At 58.6% G+C, this 24,515-nt stretch carries 17 protein-coding genes, 1 tRNA gene and 1 pseudogene; 6 read left to right on the top strand and 13 right to left on the bottom strand.

Features of this window, described 5'->3' with window-relative positions; translation table 11 throughout:
• Positions 1 to 2 precede the first annotated feature (2 nt).
• Entirely contained in the window at positions 3 to 488 is a 486-nt protein-coding gene (locus ACFOSU_RS14135; RefSeq protein ID WP_380690574.1) for a MarR family winged helix-turn-helix transcriptional regulator, read from the top strand.
• A 79-nt stretch (positions 489 to 567) separates the two neighbouring features.
• Here ACFOSU_RS14135 and ettA read toward each other — a convergent pair whose 3' ends face one another.
• Complete coding sequence (gene ettA / locus ACFOSU_RS14130; RefSeq protein WP_380690573.1) at positions 568 to 2,229, bottom strand: energy-dependent translational throttle protein EttA; 1,662 nt, start codon at positions 2,227 to 2,229, stop codon at positions 568 to 570.
• A 270-nt stretch (positions 2,230 to 2,499) separates the two neighbouring features.
• Between ettA and ACFOSU_RS14125 the strand changes: the two genes are divergently transcribed.
• Complete coding sequence (locus ACFOSU_RS14125) at positions 2,500 to 3,129, top strand: phosphoadenosine phosphosulfate reductase domain-containing protein (RefSeq protein ID WP_380690572.1); 630 nt, start codon at positions 2,500 to 2,502, stop codon at positions 3,127 to 3,129.
• A 148-nt stretch (positions 3,130 to 3,277) separates the two neighbouring features.
• Here ACFOSU_RS14125 and mltF read toward each other — a convergent pair whose 3' ends face one another.
• On the bottom strand, positions 3,278 to 4,747 hold the full coding sequence (gene mltF / locus ACFOSU_RS14120) for a membrane-bound lytic murein transglycosylase MltF (protein ID WP_380690571.1): 1,470 nt from the start codon (positions 4,745 to 4,747) through the stop codon (positions 3,278 to 3,280).
• 194 nt (positions 4,748 to 4,941) lie between these two features.
• Here mltF and ACFOSU_RS14115 point away from each other — a divergent pair.
• Together ACFOSU_RS14115 and ACFOSU_RS14110 are read left to right on the top strand one after the other, a co-directional pair.
• A tRNA-Ser gene (locus ACFOSU_RS14115) sits at positions 4,942 to 5,032 on the top strand.
• Between the two features lie 214 nt (positions 5,033 to 5,246).
• Positions 5,247 to 5,426 (top strand): helix-turn-helix transcriptional regulator, encoded by a 180-nt coding sequence (locus ACFOSU_RS14110; RefSeq protein ID WP_380690570.1) that lies wholly within the window; start codon positions 5,247 to 5,249, stop codon positions 5,424 to 5,426.
• On the opposite strand, the gene ACFOSU_RS14105 is transcribed toward ACFOSU_RS14110, so the two are convergent.
• The 3 genes from ACFOSU_RS14105 to ACFOSU_RS14095 form a co-directional block, all read right to left on the bottom strand.
• Positions 5,423 to 5,806, bottom strand: a complete 384-nt coding sequence (locus ACFOSU_RS14105) for a hypothetical protein (RefSeq protein ID WP_380690569.1) — start codon at positions 5,804 to 5,806, stop codon at positions 5,423 to 5,425. The two genes, ACFOSU_RS14110 and ACFOSU_RS14105, sit on opposite strands and share 4 nt — an antisense overlap.
• Positions 5,803 to 6,720 carry an integrase domain-containing protein gene (locus tag ACFOSU_RS14100; RefSeq protein ID WP_380690568.1) on the bottom strand — a complete coding sequence of 306 codons (918 nt, stop codon included), beginning with the start codon at positions 6,718 to 6,720 and terminating at the stop codon, positions 5,803 to 5,805. The genes ACFOSU_RS14105 and ACFOSU_RS14100 overlap by 4 nt, the downstream gene beginning before the upstream one ends.
• Positions 6,721 to 8,418: 1,698 nt before the next feature.
• The gene (locus ACFOSU_RS14095) at positions 8,419 to 8,874 is read right to left on the bottom strand and encodes an antitoxin Xre/MbcA/ParS toxin-binding domain-containing protein (protein WP_380690567.1); all 456 of its coding nucleotides are present in this window, start codon (positions 8,872 to 8,874) and stop codon (positions 8,419 to 8,421) included.
• A 574-nt stretch (positions 8,875 to 9,448) separates the two neighbouring features.
• On the opposite strand from ACFOSU_RS14095, the pseudogene ACFOSU_RS14090 reads away from it, so the two are divergent.
• Positions 9,449 to 9,613 (top strand): annotated as a pseudogene (locus ACFOSU_RS14090) (IS3 family transposase); the annotation flags it as partial.
• A gap of 147 nt (positions 9,614 to 9,760) precedes the next feature.
• Positions 9,761 to 11,713, top strand: a complete 1,953-nt coding sequence (locus ACFOSU_RS14085; protein ID WP_380690565.1) for a DUF262 domain-containing protein — start codon at positions 9,761 to 9,763, stop codon at positions 11,711 to 11,713.
• Between the two features lie 156 nt (positions 11,714 to 11,869).
• Here ACFOSU_RS14085 and ACFOSU_RS14080 read toward each other — a convergent pair whose 3' ends face one another.
• From ACFOSU_RS14080 to ACFOSU_RS14045, 8 genes are all read right to left on the bottom strand, one after another.
• Positions 11,870 to 13,942: a 3'-5' exonuclease gene (locus ACFOSU_RS14080; protein WP_380690650.1), complete on the bottom strand. Its 2,073-nt coding sequence runs from the start codon at positions 13,940 to 13,942 to the stop codon at positions 11,870 to 11,872.
• A gap of 139 nt (positions 13,943 to 14,081) precedes the next feature.
• Entirely contained in the window at positions 14,082 to 16,946 is a 2,865-nt protein-coding gene (locus ACFOSU_RS14075) for a helicase-related protein (RefSeq protein ID WP_380690564.1), read from the bottom strand.
• Positions 16,943 to 18,625 carry a hypothetical protein gene (locus tag ACFOSU_RS14070; protein ID WP_380690563.1) on the bottom strand — a complete coding sequence of 561 codons (1,683 nt, stop codon included), beginning with the start codon at positions 18,623 to 18,625 and terminating at the stop codon, positions 16,943 to 16,945. The genes ACFOSU_RS14075 and ACFOSU_RS14070 overlap by 4 nt, the downstream gene beginning before the upstream one ends.
• A 147-nt stretch (positions 18,626 to 18,772) precedes the next feature.
• Entirely contained in the window at positions 18,773 to 21,760 is a 2,988-nt protein-coding gene (locus tag ACFOSU_RS14065) for a site-specific DNA-methyltransferase (protein WP_380690562.1), read from the bottom strand.
• An 18-nt stretch (positions 21,761 to 21,778) separates the two neighbouring features.
• On the bottom strand, positions 21,779 to 22,138 hold the full coding sequence (locus tag ACFOSU_RS14060; protein WP_380690561.1) for a HepT-like ribonuclease domain-containing protein: 360 nt from the start codon (positions 22,136 to 22,138) through the stop codon (positions 21,779 to 21,781).
• Positions 22,131 to 22,433 (bottom strand): nucleotidyltransferase family protein, encoded by a 303-nt coding sequence (locus tag ACFOSU_RS14055; RefSeq protein ID WP_380690560.1) that lies wholly within the window; start codon positions 22,431 to 22,433, stop codon positions 22,131 to 22,133. Before ACFOSU_RS14055 ends, ACFOSU_RS14060 begins: the two co-directional genes overlap by 8 nt.
• Positions 22,430 to 22,573, bottom strand: coding sequence for a hypothetical protein (locus tag ACFOSU_RS14050; RefSeq protein ID WP_380690559.1), 144 nt, complete (start codon positions 22,571 to 22,573; stop codon positions 22,430 to 22,432). The genes ACFOSU_RS14055 and ACFOSU_RS14050 overlap by 4 nt, the downstream gene beginning before the upstream one ends.
• The gene (locus ACFOSU_RS14045; protein ID WP_380690558.1) at positions 22,574 to 24,451 is read right to left on the bottom strand and encodes a GmrSD restriction endonuclease domain-containing protein; all 1,878 of its coding nucleotides are present in this window, start codon (positions 24,449 to 24,451) and stop codon (positions 22,574 to 22,576) included. It lies immediately after the preceding gene.
• Between the last annotated feature and the right edge of the window lie 64 nt (positions 24,452 to 24,515).

Here is a 24,515-nt window from a genome sequence, read left to right as displayed (position 1 = left end):
GCATGACAGACGACAACACAATGAATCTGCGGGCATTGTTCGAAGACGAATCGCTCGGTGCGCCTGAAAATGCCGTGGGATTTGTGCTCTGGCGCGTCATGCACCGCTATGTTCGAGCCATCGATCGCCAGCTCGCGCCGGTGGATCTCACGCACCTGCAGTTCACAACGCTGGCCATGGTGGCCTGGTTAGCACGAGACGGTGGGGCACCGACCCAGACGCAAGTGGCGCTGGCGGGGAATATTCATGCGATGCAGGTTTCCAACGTCATCAAGGCGCTCGAAACCAAGCGTTTCGTTGCCCGCACCCCGAACCCGGCGGATTCTCGTGCGAAGTGTCTCCACGTCACAGACGCCGGCTTGCAAGCGCTGCGCAGCGCTTTACCCATCGCTATCGAAGTTCAGAAACAGATGTTCGGGGCAGACGGCCAACCGGGCGGTCCACTGCTCGATAGTCTCAGAGCGATCGATTCGGCCGATCAGGCGTAGTTAGGCAAGTGGTTTCCGACAAATAAAAAAAAGCCCCCGACCGAGAGGCCGGGGGCTTTCTACAATCACCAATGGCAGATCAGGCCAGCTTGCGGTGCTTGGACTTGGCCGAGCCTTCGGCGGCACTGCCGAGGCGACGTTTGCGGTCGGCCTCGAAGTCTTGATAGTTGCCCTCGATGAACACGACTTCATCGTCCTCGAACGCCAGGATATGCGTGGCGATACGGTCGAGAAACCAGCGATCATGCGAGATCACCAGCACGGCACCGGGGAATTCCAGCAGGGCGTCCTCGAGTGCACGCAGGGTTTCCACGTCCAGATCGTTGGTGGGTTCGTCGAGCAACAGCGTGTTGCCGCCTTTCTGCAGTAGTTTGGCGAGCTGCAGGCGATTGCGCTCGCCGCCGGACAGCTCCGAGACACGCTTCTGCTGATCGCCGCCCTTGAAGTTGAAGCGACCGATATAGGCGCGCGAGGGAATCTCGTAGGCGCCGATCTGCAGGATATCCTGACCGTCCGAGACTTCCTCCCAAACGGTTTTCTCGGAGTTCAACTCTTCACGCGATTGCGTCACATAGGCCAGATCGACCGTCTCGCCGACGCGGATCTCGCCGGAGTCGGGCTGTTCCTCGCCGTTTAGCATGCGAAACAGCGTGGTCTTGCCGGCGCCGTTGGGGCCGATGATGCCCACGATCGCGCCTTGGGGGACCTTGAGCGAGACGTTCTCGTACAGCGTGCGATCGCCGTATGACTTGGTAACGTCGTTCATCTCGAACACGAGATCGCCCAGGCGCGGGCCCGGCGGGATATAGATCTCGTTGGTCTCGGTGCGCTTCTGATATTCCTTGGACTGGAGCTCCTCGAACTGCTTCAGGCGCGCCTTGGATTTGGACTGGCGGCCCTTGGCGTTGCTACGCACCCACTCCAGCTCGGCCTTGATGGATTTCTGGTGCGAGTCCTCGGCTTTCTGCTCTTGTGCGAGGCGCTTTTCCTTTTGTTCCAGCCAAGAGGAATAGTTGCCCTCATAGGGAATGCCTTGGCCACGATCCAATTCCAGAATCCAGCCGGCGACATTGTCGAGGAAGTAGCGATCATGGGTGACCGCGACGACCGTACCGGAGAAGTCCTTGAGGAAGCGTTCCAGCCAGGCGACGGATTCGGCGTCCAGATGGTTGGTCGGCTCGTCGAGCAACAGCATGTCGGGCTTGGACAGCAGCAGGCGACACAGCGCCACGCGACGGCGCTCGCCGCCCGAGAGTTTGGAGACATCGGCGTCCCAGGGCGGAAGATTCAGCGCTTCGCCGGCGCGATCCAGCGTGTTGTTGATCTCCCAGCCGTCCGCGGCGTCGATCGCTTCCTGCAGTTCGGCCTGTTCGGCGAGCAGGGCTTCGAAGTCGGCGTCGGGTTCGGCAAAGGCTTCGCTGATGGCGTTGAAGCGGGCCACCTTCTCGGCGATATCGCCCAGGCCTTCCATGACGTTGCCGCGTACGTCCTTGGAATCGTCCAGCTGCGGCTCCTGTGGCAGATAGCCGATGTTGATACCGGGCATCGGACGCGCTTCGCCTTCGATTTCGGTGTCGAGGCCGGCCATGATGCGCAGCAGCGTGGACTTGCCGGAACCGTTGTAGCCGAGCACGCCGATCTTCGCGCCCGGGTAGAACGACAAATAGATATCCTTGAGGATATGTTTTTTCGGCGGCACGACCTTGCCGACGCCGTTCATCGTGTAGATGTACTGAGCCATGATTTCGAGCGAATTGCTTGAAGAAAACGCCAGTGTAAGCCAATACGGAGCGTGACCGATATACCGCGAGAGAGTCGGCGCTTGGCTGCTATCGGTAGATTTCCCTCACGACTGGCTACCGAAGTTGGTGATAATTAAATAACAAAACGATCTAATCGTGCGCGTTTAAAATAATATTTTTGCACTTAGACTATGCATAGCGGTAGCTGAGCTATTTGCCCAACAGGTGTATTAAGCGACCGACTCAACCAATTTTGAGGATGGATGATCATGCAAGTCGATGCTGTAAAAGCCAACGCAGAACTGGCAGGAAAACACCCGAAAGAGATTGTCGAATGGGCCGCCGCTTTGGGCGGCAAGACCATCGTCACGACCAATTTCGGCCCCTACGAGGCGGTGATCCTGCATCTGGCCACCCAGGTCAAACCGGACATGCAGGTGGTTTGGATCGACTCGGGCTACGCCACGCGCAAGACCTATCTGTTCGCGGAAAAGCTGATCAGCGACCTGGGGCTGAACATTACGGTCTACAACCCGCTCATGTCGGCGGCTCGTCGTGACGCGCTCATGGGCATTCCGGATGTGGATGATCCGCAGCACGAGGAATTTACCAATCAGGTCAAGCTCGAGCCATTTGGCCGCGCCATGCGCGAGACGGCCCCGGATGTATGGCTAACCGCCGTACGTCGCGATCAGACCGAATTCCGCAAGAATATGGATATCGTTACCCAGGACACGCCGGACGCCGTCGTCAAGGTCGCGCCTGTGCTGGAATGGACCGAGTTCGATATGCGAGCGTATCTGGAAAAGCACGACCTACCCAACGAGACCAGCTACTACGACCCGACCAAAGTGCTGGGCAACCGCGAGTGCGGGCTGCATAATCGCTTTACCGCCTAAGCATATTCAGGGGAGCCTGGGGCTGCTCTCGAATCGAATGGAGAAGCCGCGCTGGATTACCCGCGCGGCTTCTTTACTTGCGCCCGTGAGAGATCGGTAGACGCCGTTGGCCGCGCGACCGGGCAGGTTTGCTCGCTTCCCATACTAGCTAGAACGCAGGCGAATCGATCGAGATGTCCGGGGGCGTTGGGGTCTGTGCGCCGGCCTCGGACTCTTCCTCGTCGAGCGCGGCTGGCTTGGTCGCTTTAGTCTTGTCGTCGGTCATCCACAGTAGGATGTCGTAATAGGCGCGGATATTGCCGACATAGGCGGCGGCTTCCAGGCCGCGGGCATAGCCGTACTTGGTGCCGGACAGATAGCGTTCCTGGGTCAGCCAGGGCAGGGCATCGCGCAGATTGACCCAGAGATTCGGGTCGCGTTTGCGTGCCTTGAGCAGGCGGCGCGCGTCCATGACGTGGCCGTAGCCGATATTGTAGGCGGCCAGGGCAAACCAGGCGCGGTCCGGCGGCTTGATCTCGTTGGGCAGGCGCTCGAGCATCTGGATGAAATAGCGCGCGCCGCCGTCGATGCTCTGTTGCGGGTCGCGACGGTTGGTCACGTCGACCTCCGAGGCCGCCGCCTGGGTAAGCATCATGATGCCGCGCACCGTTGTCGGGCTGACCGCATCCTTGTCCCAGTGCGATTCCTGATAGCCGATGGCCGCGAGCAGGCGCCAGTCGAGACTGTATTCTTTTGCCGCGCGCTTGAAATAGGCGCGCCACTTGTCGAGGCGGGCGTCGACCTGGCGGGCGAACTCCTGGCCGCCGACGAAGCCCAGGCGCTCGATATGGCCGAAATAGCGGTCGCGCAGAATACGCATGCGCCCGTCGGCCTTGGTTTTTTCCAGGAAGGCGATGGCCTCGTTGTAGAGCGCATCGTCGCGGCCATCGGGCCGACCCGGGGTAAAGGCCCAGGCCAGGCGCTGACGTACCGTCGGCAGGTCGAAGGCGACGCGCAGGTTGGGGTAGTAACGCTGGTTCATGGCCACGATATCGGCGTTGGCGATGGTGACGTCGAGATCACCCGAGGCCACTCGGTCCATCAGTTCTTCGGTATTGGCCTGGTCATCGATCTTGAAATCGAGTTCGGGGTGGTTACGTTTGAGCCAGTCGGCCAGTGCGGTATCCGGCGGCAGGATCAGCTGACCGGATAGGTCGGACAGCGATTTCGGCTTTTTCTGATGTACGCGGTAGACCGCTTCGAGCTTGCTCTCGTTGTAGGCCGGCGTGAAGCGCACGCGTTCCCGGCGTTCGTCGCTGACCGCCAGACCGGCGCCGATATGGGCACGACCACTGGCCACGGCGTCGAGTACCGCCTGGCGATCAGGCAGCACCATGACCTTGAGTCGCAGGCCGAGTTGATCGGCAAAGTCGCGGGCCAGATCGTACTCGAAGCCGGTCGGGCCGCCGGCGTCGAGATAATAAGTCATGGCCGAATTGACGGTCGCCACACGCAGCGTGCCGAGGGTATCGATCTGATCGAGCAGTCCAGGTCGGGTCGTGCAGGTCGCAAGCGTAAAAGCCAGCGCGGTGAGCGTCAGTATGCGCAGACAGCGGATGATCAGACGCAGACTTGTCATCGAAGACAAGGTCTGCAAACGCGGTGAACGCGGTTTTTGAGTACAGGCGTGGTCATGACTTCGACATCTTTGATACGCGGATGTTGGGAAAGCCGGCGTAATACTTTAAGATACGCGACTTCGTGATCGGCCGCCGGCCAGCGACGTAGCCACAGCATGGGGCAGCACGCGCAACCGGTAGCTGAACGATTCAAGGAGAGGTACCGAAGCGGTCACAACGGCACCGATTCGAAATCGGTTGGGGGCTAACGCTCCACGTGGGTTCGAATCCCACCCTCTCCGCCATTATATTTAATAAAACAGTATGTTAGTCTGTTTTATAGGGATTACCCAACATCCCGCCTCACATTGAAATAGCGGCGCGATAGCGCTGCGATCACGGGCGAAGAACTGGGTCGCCGTGCGCGCATTTAACTCTGCAAAGCGGGGTGCGCGGATCGGTTACAACAATGCGAAGCGCGCAAGTCGCGCTCCCCAATGTTGAACCAGGTGAGCCACAGTGATTTACGTAACCGATATTCAGCTTGCAACGCGTTGGCAGGTGTCGCGCAATACCATCTGGCGCTGGGCGCGTCTGGGCAGAATCCCATCGCCGATACGCCTGGCTGCAAATGTGACACGTTGGCGACTCGAGGAAATCGAGGCCTACGAGGCGCGAGCTGAAGCCCAGCGCGCCTAGCGGCGGCCGGGCAGTTTCGGCGGGCGACCACCGCGATTCGTGCCGCTCGCGTTCGTGTCCGGCGACTCACCCTGCGGATTGCACCACGTGCCAACCAGACGTGATTCCCAATCACTCCAGCGACTGAGTGCCGAGGCCACAACGCGCAGGGTCCGGTAGTGGTGGTAACGCGTCGCCGGGCCCAGATTCGCCAGGCCATAGTCGCGTAGCCACACAGCATGCTTCAATCGCAATTGCTCGGGCCGCTTGATGTCCGGGTAACGCGCATTTATCAGTTGCAACTGCTGCGCACCGCGCTGCACGTGTGATTTCACGCCACCCTTTTTCTGGCCGGGCTGCGCTGCACCGAGCAGGCGCCACATCATCGCGTGCTCATTCATTTCGCACTCCCCACATAGGCCGCGGCCACCTCCATCCGGTTGTGGCCGAGTTCGTAGGCGATGACACGGCGGGCCTCCCGGTCTGCGGCCCGGTCCGCAGTGCGCGTACCGGCGAGCGCCGGCGCATCATGCCCGGTCAGTGTGCGATAGCGATCGCACGCGTAGGCAGTGCGCCCGTCATGGTAGCCACGGATGCCGGCGGGGTGGAGGCTTTCCCGCCCAGTGCGGAGCTCTCCGTTACGCCAGCTCTTGTAGGTTTCATCCGCGCGCAACAAATTGGGGCTTCCCTCGGGCCGCGTTGCGCGCGCGATTTCCAGTGCTTCGCGTGCGCGATCGGTTAGCGGCACCCAGCGAGGCGCGCGCCGATTGCCTTTGGTCCCCTCCTGGATATTGATGGCGTTATACCGGCCAGCTTCTCGCGTCAGCCGGTCCAGATCGGCCTTGGTGGCCTCCTCCGAACGCATGCCCGTCTCACGCGCGAGGGCCCACACCGCAGCGGCCCTGGGGGTATGCCCCAGACCCGCACGCGCCGCGCGATCCCGCTCGCGATCGACGCTCATCGGCGCCACGCGGCGCACGCCATCACGCGGACCCACGATGGCCGTCGGCGACAACGGCTTCCAGACGCCGCGGGTGGCGTGGCTCATCACCACGTTGGCGGCCGAGATTTCGCCGCGCACTGTATTGGGGTCGAGGCCGTCGTCCAGACGTTCGTCGGCGAATCGCTGGATGTGTTGCGGTTCGACGTAGCGCATATCGCGTATGTCGTGGTCCCGCAGCCAACGGCTGATCCGATTCCAGCGTTCGCCCTGGGTCGCCTGTGACCCGTGATGGCCGCCGCCGAAATGCTGCCGCAGGGCCTGTCTGCCGGCATAATCCAGCCGCCGGCCGTAGCCAAAATTTCGTCTACTCATAGCATTGNCGCCCGGCCGCGTAGCGGCCGGGCGGCTATACGGTCCTGGGGCGCCGGGCACGCGGCAGGATCCGGAAGGAGTTTCTGACCCGGCGGTCGCCGGATCGTGGTATCGAGTTCGCGGTCATTGGAGTCCGCCATCGCAGCGGACCAGGGATCCGGGCGCCGTCGATATCGGCTTACCGGTTTCCAACTCCTGCACGAACGCCACCCCAGCCCGCCGCGACAGCGGTCAGTGTGTACAGGCTGTTTTGAGGCCTCCTGCGCGCCTGGGTGGTGTGGCCGTCCTCCGGCGGCCAGTGAGTGAATGTGTCGGGTTGCCGACGCGATCTGCTGCGCGGGTGCGCGGGCGGGCGTCGCGATGCGATCGGTGGGCATACCGGTCGCGTGGCAGGTGGGTGCGCCGTGGGCGCACCGGGTTTGGTGAGTCGCACCCCATGTCGTGCCGGAGATGCCGCTCCGGGGGCCGCGGATGCGGCCGACAGTGGGTTTTGACTCGGGTTGTGACGCGCCGACCTGGCGGCGCGGGAGCGTCTAACCCCCTGATCGACAGGGGGTTAGACGCACGGACTGGCGTCCGTTTCTGTGTGCGGGTGCACGACAGAAACGGACGCGGCTGGAATGTATCCAAGCGTCGTAGCACGCCGTCTCGCCGCGCCGCGAGCTATCGCCGCGACGCCTCGACGGCTGCGTAGGGGCGCCGCACGTTGTGGCGGAGCCGGGCATGCGATCGTGGATACGATCGCTCGGGTCGCTGACGCGACCGCGTGTCGCCCGTGAGGAGGCGGCTCCTCAACGGTCGTCATAGCGCCGTTCGGCGGTGGGATGGTCATGACTCGCAATCGCGAGGTCATGTGTCGTGGTAGCCGCGATGCGGCTATGAATAGGCCGGCATGTGGACTCGGCGACTATTGCCGCTCGTCTGACGACTGCGGCGCATGGTGCCCGGGCGCCAGACGCACCTCGGGTGTTCGCCATCGCAGCGCGATGGCCACGCCATTCGGCGTGCCGAGATCCTCTTGGAGCCGTCTCGGTAGCTCGTGTATGCGCCCAATCGGGCGTCGGTGCTCGGGCAGTGCCCGGCGATCCCGCTGTTTGACAGGCCGCGGGATCAGCTCACGCCTGTCGAGTCTCAGACGTTATCACGGGCGCTGGCGCACCTCTGTCGAGGTATTTACGCCAGCAGCGAATTGTTGGCGCCGAGGCCGATAGCCCGAGTACGGCACGGGGCGCGATGGCGGCGAGCAAGCGCCAGTGCGCGCTCGGGCTACCCGACATTTGCTCGAATAGGATCGCGCGAAACCGTGCGCCAGTGGGTCGCGTGCTGGAGCGGGTCGGTTGGTTGGCAGGGCACAAAAGGGATGTGCCTCGTGCCATGCGCTGCTTCAGCGCTTCGAGTTGTGACTATCGTGTTTGTTCGTTGGACCAACGCCGTGACGGGCCATTTGCCAGACAACAACGATGCCGATCACGATGAACGGCGTGAAGATAAAATTGGCCATAGGTCGCTCCTCCGTCGTTTGATCATTGTCCGACTACAGAATAATGCAAGGTGCCGGTGATTACGGTGATTCAGATCCTCATAGCTGATTCATGGCTACAAGGCTCAGGCCGCGGAAAAGCTGGATGCAACCGGCGTCCATCGGCGTGGCAAGGCGTGTGGCCAGAATCGGTCAGTTCGCACATGAGGCGTATGTAGTCAGGGTGGAATACCGTGCATCAGCCGCATCAGGATTGTCGCGACCGTCCGGGCGCCTGTTTCCGTGTCGAGCTGATCTACGGGCCGGCGGTCGTGCAGCAGCATATGTGGCCGCCTCATGAACATCGCGCCTCGGTCTTGTGCGCCCAGTGCTTCAGTAGCCAGACCAAACACCAGGGCGATACGGATCACGCGCTCTGACGCATTCGGTGACAACCGGCGTTCGACGCGTTTGCCCGCGCGGGCCATTTCATCGCGCGAGATCAATCGGTAGAAATCGTCTCGTTGCACGCCACCGGTATCGCGCAACCAGCGCGCCGACGTAACGGGCAGGCCGGCCCGTGCCTTGGCTGCACGAGCCGGTGGATTCTGCAGATCGGATCTGCTCAGGCCGGAGAGGGCGGGGCCGCCCAACGCTTGCAACGCGTAGTTGTATTGGTCCCGTGGTCGGCTCACTGCTTTCGACCCGGTTGTATCGAATCCCACCCCTGCCAAATCACGGTTCGTACCTCCCGGCGTCGATGCAGCCGCAGATGCAAAGTGTATCCCGGAAGAAGTCGGCTTTGTCGGGTACGTTGCGTCGTCCGCCAAGACTCGAGGATACGTGCACTGGAGGTGACGCAAGTCATTGCGACAAACTCCCGCGTCTTTCGGTCGTATTCGTTCGTACAGTGATGCCAGTTCGCCGCCAGTGACTATTCCGGCCGCCACCCGGGTCGATAGTGCTCTCGTAGTTGCCCCCAGGCGTTTGCCCACCGCTGGGCGCGCCGCGCGCGCCCCGGATCGAGTTCCGGCGTAGCTATCGGCGCGCGTCATGGCCGCGAGCTGGCGCTGGAGCGCGCGCGAGCGTTCGTCCACCAGCCAAAGCCGGATTCGCTCAATGATGTCGTTCCTAGGGGTGACCGGTATATAGCGCGACATAAATACCACCATCCTGCACTCGGCTCGTGGCGCCCAATTTAACAGCCGTGGATGTCGGGCCTTAGCACCACAGCCACTGCGCGGAGAAAGCGGCTGCCAACGGGGCTCCAGCATGCTCAAGCGAGAGCGGGTTCATCGCCACCGATATCAGACCGTAGCCCAGGCCCGAACCCACGTGTTCGACTACATTGAGCGATTCTCCAATCGTCGGGTCGATCGACGAATCGAGGCAGAAGACCGCAACCATCAGGAGCCTGTTCCTAGCGGTCCGTGATGACGGGGGATAACCCGCCCGGAAGAACTTTGATAGCCTTGCCAAATCGCCGATCAACGAACCGTGATAGCCCAAAGGGCATCCGATAAGCATCTGTGTGCTCAGCCGATACGCGATGCATAAATTTGGGAGAGTCTTGGGGATTCCATGTCCGATCTTTATACGTTGTCAAACATTATGCGCGACGTCCCGCAGGGACGTTTTTTCTCGATCCCGGATTATCAGCGCGGATACTCTTGGCAGAACTCGCACCGCGACGATTTGCTCAGTGATATCGATGACCTTCGTGCACATGACGCCATGCATTTTACGGGGACGATCGTTGCCGCAGAGTTGCAAGAGGCTCCGGGTATATACGAGATTGTTGACGGTCAGCAGCGGTTGACTAGCCTGCTGCTTCTGATAGATCGGCTGTTGCTGGAACTTGAATCGCGCAATCTGTATCTCGTCAACGTATCGGATGATGTGGATACGGTGAGATCCCACTATCTACGGTGGCGTCGCAATACGGGCAATTCTGAATTCCGGCTTAAACTCAACGGCGGAACGGAAAGGCGCTTCGAAGGGTTGGTCTCACACCGGCATTTTGATGCCGCGCATTTGCCCTCGAAAAATAAGGCAGACGACAACCTGGTTGAAGGCGCGCAACAGTTTGATCAGTGGTTGGCGCTGCGCGATGAGGAGCAGCTTAGAAACGTTTTCGAGCTCGTGACGACCCGGCTTGGGTTCTTGTTCTACTCGCCGAAAAATACGCTCGAAGTCGGTCTGATGTTTGAGGTCATCAACAGCCGTGGGAAGCCGCTCAGTGAGCTGGAGAAGGTCAAGAATTTTCTGATCTTCTATGCAAATCGGCATGGCTTCAAGGATTTGCATCGGCAGGTGAACGATGCGTGGATAACGATTCTCGATTCTTTGAACAGAATTGATATGACCACTAACGCTGATGAACAGGGATTCTTACGTGCGTGCTGGGTGGTTTTTGGAGATCCTAGCCCACGGCCGCGAAAGCCTGTGTACGAAGCGCTGCGGCTGGATGTATCCAGCCGTGGTAAAGAGGCAGGTTGTCGACTACTTCAAGAGTTTGTCAGTCTGCTTGAATATGCGGCAACGACTTACGTTCGCTTACATTCCAAAGTTGACGGGCTATGTGGTAATGGGGAAGAAGACCGCTGGCTAAAATCGTTAGCGTTTCATCCGCGTCTCGCCGGTGTACTCCCGCTAGTAGTAGCTCTGTACCAAAAGGAGCGCGGGTCGAGTGCTCGAGCCGAAACCCTTGAGTTGATCGAAAAGCTCAACTTTCGGTACTTTGTGGTTGGCATTGCGCCACGAGCGGACTCGAGCCATGCGGAACTTTTCGACATGGCGCATCGATATTTTCAGGGCCGGCTTGAGTGTGATGCTGATGGTGGCAGCGATAACGACGAACTTCAGAGGCTATTGACTGATTTCATTGGCCGCCAGGCAAAGATCGGCAGCGTCATCAAGCATCTTATTCTGGAATCCGACGAGAATTGGGATTTCTACGAATGGCAGGGCTTGAAATTCTTTCTTGCCAGTTATGAACAAGGCCTTCGAGAGCAAAGGCATGAAGGATGCTCGCTTGCAGCTCTGTTAAGTCACCGTGATCGTAAATCCTATAACGATTTTTATAATCGCGAACATCTCGTCGCGCGGCAGCAGCGAGAGGATATTGATGAAGAATGGGTGGATTATCTTCAGCGTCGGCTAGGTAATTTCATTCTGCTTCGAGAAGGCACGAACAAATCGGTATCGGCGTCGCGTGTTGAAGAAAAAGTCTCAGGGAAATATCAGCTTTCCGATCACACCATGTTGTATCAAGTCCGTGAGTTGGAATCGATCTGGGAGGAAGCGCTTCGCTACACGTTTAGCGATCTGGGATGGAAAAACACGTGTAGAGGGTCCAGAACACAGGTGCTTCAACGCTTCGGCGATTTGCGTGAGGAGCGACTTGTTCGCTTCGCTCTGGAACGCTGGCACGTCGCAGAGGTGGACGGAGAGACGCCGATGAATGTACTGGTTCAGTCGACTCACAGAAAAGACGAGTACGGCGCGCATCTCCGGTATTCAAAGGCTAGTTGATAACCGCGGGCTGCATCCAAAGCATAATGAGATAAATTGGCGTCCTCAATTCGCCGCAGTTGGAGCGCAGTCAGCAAGGAATCAATCGAGTTTTGGGCCATCTATAAACGTTTTTAGCGCGAAATATCTGGTCGTTATCTGATTCTCATCGAATTCTTAACCAAGATCATCCAAGAACTCGGACGCGGGGTCCACGGCTGTTATTAAAAGATGGTCGCGTGCTCGCGTGCAGGCCACATAAAGAAGATGTCTTTCCGTGTTGTAGATCTCCGCCAGGTCTGCGGCTTCAGCGACTGCAGCTAGCCGAGTCTGAGAGGGTATAGCGTCTTCGTCACATGCCATGACGACCACGGCCCGAAATTCTAGCCCTTTGGCGAAATGCATGGTTGCCAAAGCCACCGCATCAGGTTTGGTCTTCGTACTTGCGTTCAGCTCTTGGGATTCAAGGCCAGCGGATTCAATCGCGCGCCGTGCACGTGGCAGTTCCTTGCTTGATCTCACGATGACTGCCAGCTCGTGGGCTTCGCCGGTAGTTTTTTTTTGCTGAGTGAGCCACCTGGCCACCAGATCTATTTCTTCCGATTCGTTCTCGCAAATTTGAACGGTTGGTGGAGGACCTTCGAACAAGGAAACAGTCGCTGATCGATGCTCGGCGTTGCCGTCGACATCCGTAATCGACGGATCGAGCAGCTGGTCGGCTGAATGTCGAATTTGATGCGAAGTACGGTAATTGATGTGCAGCGTGTTTGAGCGGCCGCGGATGTCGACGCCGAGCTTCTTCCAGGAGAAAGGTGTTTGAAAGATTCTCTGGCCCAAATCGCCGGAAAAAAACAGCGCATTCGAGTTGTTCTCATCCACCGCCGCGGCTAAGAATTGCAACTGCGGTACCGAGAGGTCTTGCGCTTCGTCGACTACGACGTAATCGTAAACCGGATGGTTTCGCTGTTGCAGCGTGTTGCAGAGCTGGTGGTAGATCATCGGCATTGTCGCCAGTTGATCCGACACCAGCTTCTTTCTAGTTCGCTCGAATATCTGCCATAGCTTTTCGCGTCTGGCTTCGGGAAGACGGGTTTTTCGCCCCAGACGATGGATGCTGCGATATGAATCCCACGTATCTAGTTGCCAAGCGTCGACAACATCGCGCCACTCAGAGGCTAGAAAAGCGCTCGAGAATTCCTCGATGCCGAGCTCGGATGCCGATTGCTGAAGTATCCGATTTACAGTCTTTGTGTCAGCGAGGCTTGACTGATGACCATGTCTGGTCTGCAGCTCGAGGGCAAGTTGATCTATTGCGCGAACGTCGACACGCTCAGCTAACTCCGGTTGATGTGCGATCAGTCGCGTCAGCTTCTGGCGCAGAGCGTTCGCGAGCGTTTCGCTGAAGGTTGTGAGTAGCAATCGCGCAGATTCGTTCTCACGTGCCAGATGCACGGCACGATGCAATGCAACGATCGTCTTTCCGGTGCCTGCTGACCCGGCCACGCGTGCAGGACCGTTGAAGTTCCGGGAGACCAGGCCACGTTGCGTCGGATGCAGAAAAATCGTCCACTTGTCCCACGGATAATCGAGAGCCGTCTGCAACTCGTCGCGGCCCTCGATTGCGCGAAAGCGCCGTTGAGCATCCGGATGATCGAACGGATCGTCGAGATTTACCTTTGCGCGCGGGGCAGGGGTGCCGCCGACGGCAAGTTCCAGTAGTGCTTCGGCCGCCTCTCCCGGCAGATGATCAGCCAGGTCGAATAGGTCGTCCTCGTCTCGGACCTCGCGTACGCCGGATAGCCAGTCAGCCGGAATCCCGTAATCGAGCAATGCCTCGTCGGCCACGGCTGCAAACAAGGGCACATGTGCCGCCAGCGATTCATTCGCCTCGACATACGTCGGAATCGTGACCTCTTCGACCGTCTCCCGGACTTCAACGATTTGCGCTGCGCCGGTACGCGGATGCGTCTCGATTTTCCGGCGTTCGGCCCACGCGTAGGCCTTATCGTGATGGTCGACATAGCATAGCAACAGGCTAGATGCCGTTTTGTGAACGATCAATCTAACATCCCGACTCACGCGTACGGACCAGAAATTTTCGTCTTTAGCGCGCTCGATGCGATGGAATTTTAGCCCCGGGTGGGATTGATTGATCTGGAGATCGAACGCGGTCGTCTTGGTCGCTTTCTGCGATTGGCCGTCTAGCTTTTGCAGGCTGGCGGTGAAGGTGTCGGCGATTCGGAATTGCATTTCGCTCTTTGTCATCAGGGTTAGCGGTCAGCGGTATCGGATGGATCCGGCACGTCGCAAGGCACTATGCATTAGATCGATTTTAGTACGTAGCCCGTGGGTTGATCGTTGTGCATCTGTCAATTCTAGGAAGGGTGCATTAGAGCCAGCCGGCGGCAAGCCACTGCCGATTCTCGGGGTGTAGATCGGTATTGCTGCCGTCCGAGAGCCGGTGGTCGGCGTGCTCTGCGGCCCAGTGGACCATCCGTTTCAGCTGGTCCGCATTCGCTGTCACTTCAGCCGGTTCACAAGGCCGCGCCAACCAATCCGAGACTTCACGCGTGTTGGCTCGACAGCGGCCGTCCTCGCCGATCTGCACCGCTAAAAACTCCTGCCGCATGCGCTGGGCCTGCGTGTTCTGCCATCGCAGCACGCCAGCGAAGAAACCCAATCCTTGAAGGCCAGATAGCCCCGCAGCGCGACCGCCGAACGCGAGGCCTTTCGCTCGCTGAACCAAGTGCTGCATCAATGGCGAGGTGAGGTCGAGCATGTGAACTCGCGGACGCTGGGCTGCCCAATCGCGGTCAAGAGTGACACGTAGTCGCGATCTAAGAGCCGGCAATGCTTGTTGCACCGTAGCGGAGAGCTGTAACTCCCATTCACGCCCTTGATGGAAACGTTGTACGATTTCCACCCTGGAGTGCTTTAGCATGCTTTCCACAAACGTGAGTAAGTGGCGTTTGTCGATCGTAAGGCTGTCACGAATCTCGGATGGGTCGTAACCGGCGACGTGGGAGAACATCTCGGCTTGCCGCTCTGTGGCCTCTCGGGCCTTGCGCAATGCATCGTCGATCCGCGCTTGGCTACGAGTAATATCGGCGCCACGTGCCTGCTCGATCACCTGTTCGATGTCCAGTTCCAGAAGGTCGGCCATCTGACCCAGGATGTCATCTTCCAGCCCGTCCCGGAATTCACCGCCCAGTGTGGCCATATCTCTGGCGACCTGCGCCAGACGTTCGTACATGATGCCCACGACCTCGGCATCGATCGTTTCCGGCGCATGCATATTGAATACGATGACACGTTCCTTCTGGCCGTAGCGATACAGACGGCCGATACGCTGGACCAGCCGCATAGGGTTCCAGGGCAGATCGTAGTTGACCATCACGTGGCAGCGGCGCTGGAGGTTGATGCCTTCGCCACCGGCCTCGGTGGACACCAGGAACTGTGCGCTATCCTCGAAACGCTCGATAGCGGCGCGCCGCTCGTCGTGGGCCTGGCCGCCGTGGATTAACTCTACACAGTTGTCACCGAAACGCCGCTCTAGTGCTGCTTGCAAGTACGCCTGGGTGGCACGGTATTCAGTAAAGATCAGGATCTTCGTGCCACTCTGGTGTTCGTCGATGATCGCCACCAGTTGCTCTATGAACACGCGAAGTTTCTGGTCGCCAACGAGCAGTGACTCGGCCTGCTCGATGAGCGTTTTCAGCGCGTCGCGTTCGCCGGCGAAGAAGGTTTGGCCAGACTGACCGGCGAAGGCCTCTTCGAGTTCGCCGACATAACGTTCGTCCGCCGAGTCGTCGAACAGTGCGTCGTCGCCGTAGTCGAGCAGTGTAGGCGGACCGCTTGCCTCCATCTCGGCGGAAATTCTCACTAACCGCCGTTGCAACGCGGTATGTATGGCCGACACACTCGACGCTGCCAGTTTTCGATAGACGGTCATCACGAATCCGATGGCGTTGCCTTTGCGGCCGAGTGCCTGTCCGGCCGCATAACCGCGGCGCAAATAAGATTGCATCGCTGTATCGAAGGCGCGGGCAGCGTCGCTCACAGGAACTGAAACGGCGTGCGTCGTCTTCCCCTTGAAAATGAATTCGCCGTCGGCGTCGGTAACATCCGCCTTGTTGTTGCGAATCACCATGTCCGCCAGTATTTCAGGGTTGAGATCCAGATGGCGGATATCGTGTTTGCGGTCTGGTCTTAGCAATTCCAACAGCGCCTGAAACTTGTCTTGCATGCCTTGGTGAGGCGTCGCGCTAAGCAATAGGAAGTTATCGCTGCGATGTCGCAGCTTTGCCGCGAGGTCGAATCGCTGCGAGGAATCGAACTTATTGCCGTACTGTCGTCGGCTTAGGCGGTGCGCTTCGTCGAATACCACCAGATCCCAGGGCTCCGCGGATAGTAGCGAGTCGAGGTGTGCTTCCTGCTTGAACCGATCCATCGAGCCGATGACACGGTCGTAAAGCTTCCACTGATGCGGCTCGTTCACCTCGAAATCCCGGCCGTGCACGACGAAATCGTCGAAATCGAACTTGTAACGTAGTTCGTCTTGCCACTGTTGCGTGATGCCGGGCGGGCAAATGATCAGTATGCGTCGGAACGTTGCCCGTTGAACGAGGGCGGAGAGCAACATACCGACCTCGATGGTCTTGCCGAGTCCGACATCATCTGCAATCAGCCAGTTGAGATTGCCGGATCTCAAAATACGGTGCACCAGATGGATCTGATGCGGCAGAGGGTCGATACTCAGGTGCGATAGTGCCCCGGTGTTCTCATTCCATAACTCGATCGCGTAAGCGAGGCAACGCAGGCGCAGCGCTTCGGCGCCGCCGCGGTCCGGACGGGCGCGGCTGACGAGATGCTCCACGCCATGGATTGCTTTGAGGTGCGGCGTCGGTAGCCAGACCAGCCGCCCCCCTTCCGGGAAATCGACGAGTGCCTGCTCGCGGCCACCAAGGACGCGAAGATCCCGCACTTCGCCTACGCCGAGCGTACTGGCGACGACCGAATCGGGACGGTGCTGGACAGTCTGTCGAATAGACAAGCCGTTGGACAGTTGAGCCGGCTCGTACCAACTCGTCTCGCGCTGACCGGGGCGTAGCCATTGAACCTGGATGCGCGCGGAGCCGTCATCGATGATCTTTCGATTCGTGATACAGCCGAGGGCCTTCTTGCCGTCGTGCTGGCTTCCATCAGTCACCAGCGCGCCGACACAAGGCAACAGTCCTTCGAGCAGCTTCTTCATTTTTTTTTGCGCTTTCGCGTTTTGCTGTCTTTTTTCTTTTCGTCGATCGATTTCGGATAGACATAAACTGGGCGCGCCGTCATCGGTCGCTCAACCCCGTAGCGTCGGAGTGCTTCGCAAGTCGCAGACCACGACGCACGCGATTCGAGCTCATCGAATGCGTCCTCCACCGCGTCGTCGCTTGCGAAGCAGAATTCCGGCCAGTCCTGAAGCGTGCCATGGAGATAGCCAGTCGAGTAGCCGAGATAGAGCTGAAAGCTCGTAAAGCTGCGTTGAGTGGCGCTGTTGCTGTGCCAGCGATCGAAAAGATCTTCCAGGAAGCACTCGATCTCGGCAGCGTCAGGGTAAGAGGGCCAGCAGTCAGCGAGCCGCGCAGCACGTGGCCAACTCAATTGCGACATAGCCTCTGCGGAATACATCCAACTCTCGCCGCGCGCGTTTGTCGTTGGCAAGGCCTGGCCGAACTCCGGGTGGTCGCGCCAGATACGCCGGATTTCCGTGGCCAGCGCTAATGCTTCGCAGCTAACTCCGGCGACCAGAAGCCGCTCGATCGAACGTTGTGTAATCGGCCACGGGCTTTCCTGAAAGATATCGAGCAGCACGGGCCACAGCTCGTCTGCATGCTCGTGGAAACGTCTTGCGGTCTGACCGGCCAGCCGTTTCGCTTTGTCGTATTCACTGAGCCAAGAGCCGCCGACATCTACGTCGTAGAGCGGGGCATCGGCTTCTTCGTCGTCGGATTCGACGCCCCACATGTCCGGCAGGTCGTCCAGAATCTCGAGCTCTTCTTCGATTTCTGTATCGATATTCTCGAACTCGCCGGACAGGTCATCTTCCGGAAGCGGTTCAAAAAGCGTCACATCGGGTTCGAAGTCAGACTGCTCGAGTGCTGTCGGCTCGAATGGATCGGGCGAGGCGTTCGCCGGTCGCTCACTATCAGCTTCTGCGGTGTTGGCCGGCTTGTTTGACGGTACATGGGAGCCGGTCGCCCAGCCGTTAGTGGCGTGACGCGTTCTATCGTCCTCCGGCTCGTAGAGCGGTATCTCATCCTCGGTAGTAGCGGCCGGTACCGTCTGGCTCGGCTTCGTTGTTGTGGGCGATCGAACCTCTTTCAAACTATCGGAGGGCGCGAAATCCTGTTCGACGGCCGGCGGTGAGGCCACGTCCGCTATCACGTGCGAGTACCTGCCCGGTTCGTCGTCGAAAGAGGGGGCATCGAGCGCGCTTAAAGGCGCGATCGCGGTACGCAGCTCATGCTGCTCGGCTGCACTCGTCTCGATGAAGTCCAGGTCGTTTTCATCCCACTCGAAAGCAGGTATCGACGATTCTTGGTGATCGACGTAAGCCGGTGCGCTGGGGACGGGGTTCGATCGCCTCGTCACAGATGAGCGAATATGATGGGCTGGCTTCGCGGCAGGTGGTGGCTGTTTTCCGGGCGCCGGTACTCGTTCCTCGGCTGTGGCAGCATTATCCGGAACCACAGCAAATGCAGGTTCCGAGCCGGATACGAAAGATAAACCGTCGGCTTTCCGTGTCGGTATGGACAGCGCATCGTCGTTGCAGCTTTCGACGCCTGCGGCGCTCGATATAGCCTGGTGTCGTCGCCAGCCGCGTATAGCGAACCACAACGCTAACAGAACTCCGCACACGATCATCGCGCCGGCAGTGTTTCCCTCCATCCCTCGATCCCCCGTAAACCGCTATGCGTGACCAAGCTATCTCGCGTATGTCGAGTGCTCGGTATGTAGCGATCCGATCCTCCGATCGGTAAATATCTCAAAATCCATGCTGGGGCGCTGTAAACCTTCTGTCGACCCTCTGACACGCTATGCGCGAAACACCTTCATCACTTCATCGCCTAGGTGGTTGATGACTTTAACCGCAATCCGGCCGCTCTTGGGCTTGTCGAACGCGCGCGATGTATCGCTGTGGAGCGTATCCCAGGCTTCTTCGTTGATTTCGGCCTTGAGCGTTGTGCGTAGCGATTTGTACGGGTCGGCGGCACCCAGGAAGTAGGCGTGGCGGACGAAAAAGGATTCGCTGTTGTAGTCAGTGTCGATAAACCAACAGGCGATGCCGTCGGGGCCGTCGGAACGGACTTCGCCGCTGTTGGGATGGAAAACATCCACGCCCTTGACCTCCACCACGATCTTGCCGGCCGGAATAGACGGGGCGAAGGCAATGAAGTTTTCGGCGCGTTCTTTTTCCGAGCGGATCTCGGAGACGGGGCGGGTGTTGTCGTCCTGAGTCTTCTTGGCCTTGCGATCGGCGAGTTCCTGATCGAGCCGGGTGAGATGTGCCGTGCGGCGCGCGATGGCCTGTTCGAGCGCGGCGCTCGCGCCTTCGTGGATCTCGATATCCGGTTCGCCGAAGATGACGAACAGGTTGCCCTTGCCGGTGTTCTTGAGATCTTCGGCCATGTGCAGGTCTGCATTCATGCGAGCCTTGAGCACGGGAATACGGCCGAGTTTCTCGAACTCGGTGGCGTGTGCGGCGTAGTTGAAGGCACAGCAGATGAGCACGTCGAAGTCGGCCTCGGCGGCTTCCTTGGCGGCTTCCACCAGATCGGGGCGGGAGACGGTGCCAAACTCCGGGCCGATGAAAATCGCGGCCCGCTTTTCATTAGCGGCGTCGTCTTCGCCCTCGATATAGCGGCCGTCCGCACAGACCAGATCGCCGGGCCAGGGCGTGAGCGCGGTGAAGTGGATCGCGCCGTCCTTGTGGGCCTGCTGTACGCCCGCGGTTTTGAGGTTGTCGAGAATCATCGACACAAAATCCTGCGGCGCGTCGTCGCCGTCGCGGATGTCCTTGCGTGCCAGCGGGTCGATCAGTTCGTCGTTTTCATCCACGCCCAGCGTGCGATGCGGCGAGATGGATTCGACGGTGAACGGACCAGCGACGCGGACTTTCTTTTTGTCCTCGTAGGGCTTGTCGTAGAGATATTCTGAATCCGCCTTGGCCGCGATGGAGGCGTCGATTTCCTGTTGGCGGGCGATGCGCTGTTGCCACCATTCGGCGTGGGCTTTCCTTGCATCCTCCGACCAGCCGTTGTCGGCCTCGCGAGGGATTTCCCATTCTTCCCAGGTTTCATCCAGCGCGGCATTGAGCTGCTGACGCAGCGGCTCCAGCGTTTCCTGAAAGCGCTCCCAGACCACGTCGATCTCGGCGTTGTTGGCGATGGACTTGAGCGTGATATGCGGCACGCGCTCGTAGACAAAGCCTTGGCGGATATTGCCGCGCGTCGGCGTGGTCGACGGCGCGTTGCGGGTGATCTCGGCTTCTTTCTTCTGGCCTTCTGGTGAGTCGGCGAGCAGATAGTAGGGATAGCGGGCGCCCATGACGCGAGCGCGGGCCAGGGCGAGCGCGACGCGGGAGGTGTCGATGGTGATCCAGCGGCGGCCCCATTGTTCGGCGACCGTGGCTGTGGTGCCGGAGCCGCACGTTGGATCCAGAACTAGATCGCCGGGGTCCGTAGCCATCTGTAGGCAACGACGAACAATAGTTGCACTTGTTTGGACGACATAGATAATGCCACTTGCACCCGCAACGTCAGTCCAGATATTCGAGGTCGGATACGCCGGAAAGTCATCGATGTAGCGAACATATGCAACAGTTGTACGTCGGTTTTCAATTCGGTCAGCTTTCGCCAAGCGCGCCAAACCTTCAAGTGAAGTTTTCCAATTGGATGAGGCGCCAGAGTGGTATTTCCGCTTTCGAAAGACCCAAGAAGCTGTCGTATTTGTTCGTATCCCGCTGGATATCAGGCTAGTAAGCTGGAATGCACTACTGCCATCAGGTAAATTTTCATGGCCAGATTTTTCGAGTTTGGAAAGTGCTCGACGATTTCCAGCCGATATCTGTATTCGATCGTACCTACTACCGCTACCTTTGCCTTTACCAAGCTCTTTGTTTAGGTAAACTTGGCGATATTTAGTTTTTTCAGAATTTTTCCCATACCATAGAATATAATCCGAAACATTAGGTAAAAAATTAGTCTCTTGTCCCCCCGTTTTCTGTAGGCAGATACTCGATATAAAACTCTCGGGCCCAAAAACTTCATCGAGTATTGTTCGTACTCTATGAATGTTCTCATCCCCAATCTGCACGAATATCGACCCGGACTCGTGCAATAAATCCCGCGCCACGGTCAGCCGATCCCGCAGATAGGTGAGATAAGAATGAATCCCGTCGCGCCAAGTGTCCCGAAACGCCTTGACCTGCTCGGGCTCGCGGGTGATGTGGTCGGCCTTGCCGTCCTTGACGTCGCGGCTGGTGGTGGACCACTGGAAGTTGGAATTGAACTTGATGCCGTAGGGCGGGTCGAGATAAATACACTGGACTTGACCGCGCAGGCCTTCGCGCTCGGCGAGGCTGGCCATGACCTGGAGCGAGTCGCCCAGGATCATGCGGTTCTGCCAGTTGGCGTCGAACTTGTAGAACTCCGTGCGATCGGCGCCCTTGGGTAGGCCGTTGAAGTCGGAGAACAAGTCCGGCGTGGCCTGGCCGTCATCGTGCTCACGCTCGCGGGATTCGCGTTGCAAGTCGTCGATGAGTGCTTTGGGGTGCACTTTTTCCTGGATATACAGCGGCGGCGCGTTGACCGTGAGGTCGGCCGCGTCTTGCCGATCCTTGCCGCGCCAGACGAGCTGCGGGTCCAGGTCACGATTGCGGCGTTCGTAGGCGACGCGCAGCGGTGCTTCGGTCGCGGCGTCCACAATCGACTGGTGCTCGGCGGTGGGGATGTTCTTGCGTCGTGCTTCCTCGTGGGTGAGGGTTTCGACAGATTTTGGGGCGGTGTTCTTGCTTTTTGCCATGAGAACGCGGGCTTGTGTTTAAGAGTGGGCTTGCTGCATGGCGCGTAGCGCGTCCAGCAAGTCGGGCAAATCGTCCTGGATGATGCTCCAGACGGTGTCGTTGTCGATGCCGAGATAGGCGTGGATCAGGCGATTGCGGGTGGCGATGATCAGCCGCCACGGCACATCGGGGTGGGCTGCGCGAACCGATTCCGGAATACGGCCGGCGGCTTCGCCGATGAGTGCAAGATTGCGCAGCGTGGCGTCGAAGGTACGTTCGTCGGCGACGAAATCGGCCTGGGTGATGCCTTGGGTATAGGTCTGCGCTTTCCGAGCAAACGTGAGCATGTCGTCGACGTAGAAGCGCCATTCGCGCGGCGCGTTGTCGTGTTCAGACATGAATCGCCTCGCGCTCGACGAACGGGCGCAGCTCGTCGCGGAGTGCCGTGTCGGTGACGAGATCGACCCGGCGGCCGAAGTGGTCTTCCAGGTAGAACAGCACGCCGAAATAGCGTTTGGATGTCGCCGGGCCGTCGAAGGTAACGAGCACGTCGATGTCGCTGTCCGGTGCAGCAGTGTTGCGGGCGCTGGAGCCGAACAGAGCGAGGTCGGTTACGCCGAAGCGGGTACGCAGTTCTGACTTGCAGCCTTTCAGTTCATTGATGAAATCCTGCCGCGAAAGCACCACGTTCATCCCCGCCCCCTCGCTACGTCGGCGGGTGCGGGCTTGTCTCCGTCGTAATACTTTTCGCCGACGGGCTCGATGACCGGCTCGAAGCCAACGCTGCGATGCATAGTGGAGAACAGACGATCGATATTTTCGAAATACGACATTCAGCCAGCCTCGTGTAGCTCTGATTCCATGACGTCTTCGAGCTCGTCTGCCATTTCAATGGTCGGCTCTTCTGGTTCGCTATCCAAAATAACGTCTTTACCCATCGCCTTCGCGGCAAGACCGGCGAGCTTTTTGCGCCTCTCAGACCAGAACTTCTCGAAGTCGTCTGCGCGTAGTGTTTCGGCAGAGATGTCGTGGGTCTCAATGATGTTGTCAAGCTGCTCAGGCTCCGCAGATTCATCCTTCTCGATGCGTCCGAGATAGGCGGAGGGGGCTACACCGCCGATCATGCGATTAGAGCGAGCCGACAGCGCTGTCTTATTAATAATGGAGTTGTACACCGCTGGTTCGATACCGTTGTCGATGCACCATTTCTTCGGGAAGATATGGTGGATATCGATATTGTCCTGATAGACGGTCATCAGCTCGGCGGTCTTGCCGGTAACGAAATCGCGACTACCCGACTTCATAAGCAATGCGTGCATGCCTTTATAGGCAGCGGATTGGCGTGTCCGTAACTTGTCGAGTCGTTCGATCTGGAGATAGGCGCTCTGAATTGTTTCTGGTTGCGGACCAGTTCCGGCGATCCAATCCACTAGCTCAGGTACGTCACGTGCGATCTTCGTCTCGCTAGACGATCCGAACACCTCGCCCAGTACACCGCACCAGAACCATTGCTCGAGTTTGTCTACCGCAGCGGCCGTTTCGGCCTTGCGACCCATTACCGCAAAAACCGCAGCAAGCACGACGAGCTGCGGCGGATAGGGGACGTCGGTCTGCCAGAATATTTTTTGATTGTTTAGGAACCGTCCAGCCTCGATGAATCCCGCTTCGATAGCGTCGGCGTATCTTTTATAGGCCTCGACTGGTAGTTGAAGTAGGGAAGCGCGGCTGCAGCTTATTGCCGGCAAATCACGACCCTGTTTTCCTGTCGTCTGCTGGGCTTCAATGCGTCGGTCTCGAGTGTGGAGAACGGTACACGCCTGGAGGAAGTCTAGGCTGGCTAACTCCTTAAAGACATGTCGAGGGTTGCTGATACCGCGAATGCGCTCGAGGCGACCGGGCTGTCCATTTTTAGGATCGCCCAGCCAGTCGTGTCTGAGGTCAAACTTGCTGGCCGCGAATATGGCAGTTAGCAACTCAAATGCATCAAGCTTTTTGCCGCCAACGTTTACTTTTTCAAAGATTACACAGACAGCTTCGCGGCCGTTGGATTTGTCCAGCTTAATCACTGGCATCTTGTAACGCGTGAATCGATCGAACACCAGCTCCTGGAATTTCATCGCGAGTGTTGCGACGTCATCGCCCCGGCCCTCCCAATGCCGACGCCAGTTGTAGATCCATTCCGGTCCATGAAATAGAGAATTCATGGGGAACATATGCTTCTCGTATTCTTGGTCTGGACTCGATAGATCCAGAGCCACTTTCTTGCCGAAGTTCGTTCTGAAAATACGATCCTCGGGCACGCCAACGATTGCATCTTCAAACGTCTGATAATCGTCCAGTGCCTTTTTAATGTCGAGATAATAAAATCGTCTGACGCCTTCGCCCTTGGCGTTTTTCGTCAGCACAGCGGCTTTGCCGAACGTCGCCTGATAGAGAGACGTTAGCCGCTGCTGTCCGTCGAGCAGGTACTCCTCCGGCAAAACGCCTTGGTCAGGCGCGCCTTCTAGTACGCGTGGTTTAAAGCTGACTTCACCGCCGGTCTGCAGCGTCAAAAGTGCTCCGACCGGAAAGCCGCGTCCAATACTAGCCAAGAGACTACGAATATCGGCATCGGACCATACCCAGTCGCGCTGGAAGTCGGGCAACTGCAGCTTCCCCTCGTTGATGCTCCGTAGCAGGTCTTTTAGGTCTTCCTTTGTCGTATCGAACATGCGTCCCCCGATGTTGGTCAAATTCCAAAATATCGTTCTTCGACTTGAATTGTCAGTTAGTTAG

Origin of the sequence: Salinisphaera aquimarina (assembly GCF_042643355.1) — a bacterium.
GTDB classification, from domain to species: domain Bacteria; phylum Pseudomonadota; class Gammaproteobacteria; order Nevskiales; family Salinisphaeraceae; genus Salinisphaera; species Salinisphaera aquimarina.
The sequence above is the reverse complement of the archived record's forward strand: the minus strand, read 5'-3'. Positions and strand labels throughout refer to the sequence as shown.

Excerpts from the sequence above, each read along its gene's own strand:
- ACFOSU_RS14135 (WP_380690574.1), top strand. The coding sequence starts at position 3 with ATGACAGACGACAACACAATGAATCTGCGGGCATTGTTCGAAGACGAA.
- ettA (WP_380690573.1), bottom strand. The coding sequence starts at position 2,229 with ATGGCTCAGTACATCTACACGATGAACGGCGTCGGCAAGGTCGTGCCG.
- ACFOSU_RS14125 (WP_380690572.1), top strand. The coding sequence starts at position 2,500 with ATGCAAGTCGATGCTGTAAAAGCCAACGCAGAACTGGCAGGAAAACAC.
- mltF (WP_380690571.1), bottom strand. The coding sequence starts at position 4,747 with ATGACAAGTCTGCGTCTGATCATCCGCTGTCTGCGCATACTGACGCTC.
- ACFOSU_RS14105 (WP_380690569.1), bottom strand. The coding sequence starts at position 5,806 with ATGAATGAGCACGCGATGATGTGGCGCCTGCTCGGTGCAGCGCAGCCC.
- ACFOSU_RS14100 (WP_380690568.1), bottom strand. The coding sequence starts at position 6,720 with ATGAGTAGACGAAATTTTGGCTACGGCCGGCGGCTGGATTATGCCGGC.
- ACFOSU_RS14085 (WP_380690565.1), top strand. The coding sequence starts at position 9,761 with ATGTCCGATCTTTATACGTTGTCAAACATTATGCGCGACGTCCCGCAG.
- ACFOSU_RS14080 (WP_380690650.1), bottom strand. The coding sequence starts at position 13,942 with ATGCAATTCCGAATCGCCGACACCTTCACCGCCAGCCTGCAAAAGCTA.
- ACFOSU_RS14075 (WP_380690564.1), bottom strand. The coding sequence starts at position 16,946 with ATGAAGAAGCTGCTCGAAGGACTGTTGCCTTGTGTCGGCGCGCTGGTG.
- ACFOSU_RS14070 (WP_380690563.1), bottom strand. The coding sequence starts at position 18,625 with ATGGAGGGAAACACTGCCGGCGCGATGATCGTGTGCGGAGTTCTGTTA.
- ACFOSU_RS14065 (WP_380690562.1), bottom strand. The coding sequence starts at position 21,760 with ATGGCAAAAAGCAAGAACACCGCCCCAAAATCTGTCGAAACCCTCACC.
- ACFOSU_RS14060 (WP_380690561.1), bottom strand. The coding sequence starts at position 22,138 with ATGTCTGAACACGACAACGCGCCGCGCGAATGGCGCTTCTACGTCGAC.
- ACFOSU_RS14055 (WP_380690560.1), bottom strand. The coding sequence starts at position 22,433 with ATGAACGTGGTGCTTTCGCGGCAGGATTTCATCAATGAACTGAAAGGC.
- ACFOSU_RS14050 (WP_380690559.1), bottom strand. The coding sequence starts at position 22,573 with ATGTCGTATTTCGAAAATATCGATCGTCTGTTCTCCACTATGCATCGC.
- ACFOSU_RS14045 (WP_380690558.1), bottom strand. The coding sequence starts at position 24,451 with ATGTTCGATACGACAAAGGAAGACCTAAAAGACCTGCTACGGAGCATC.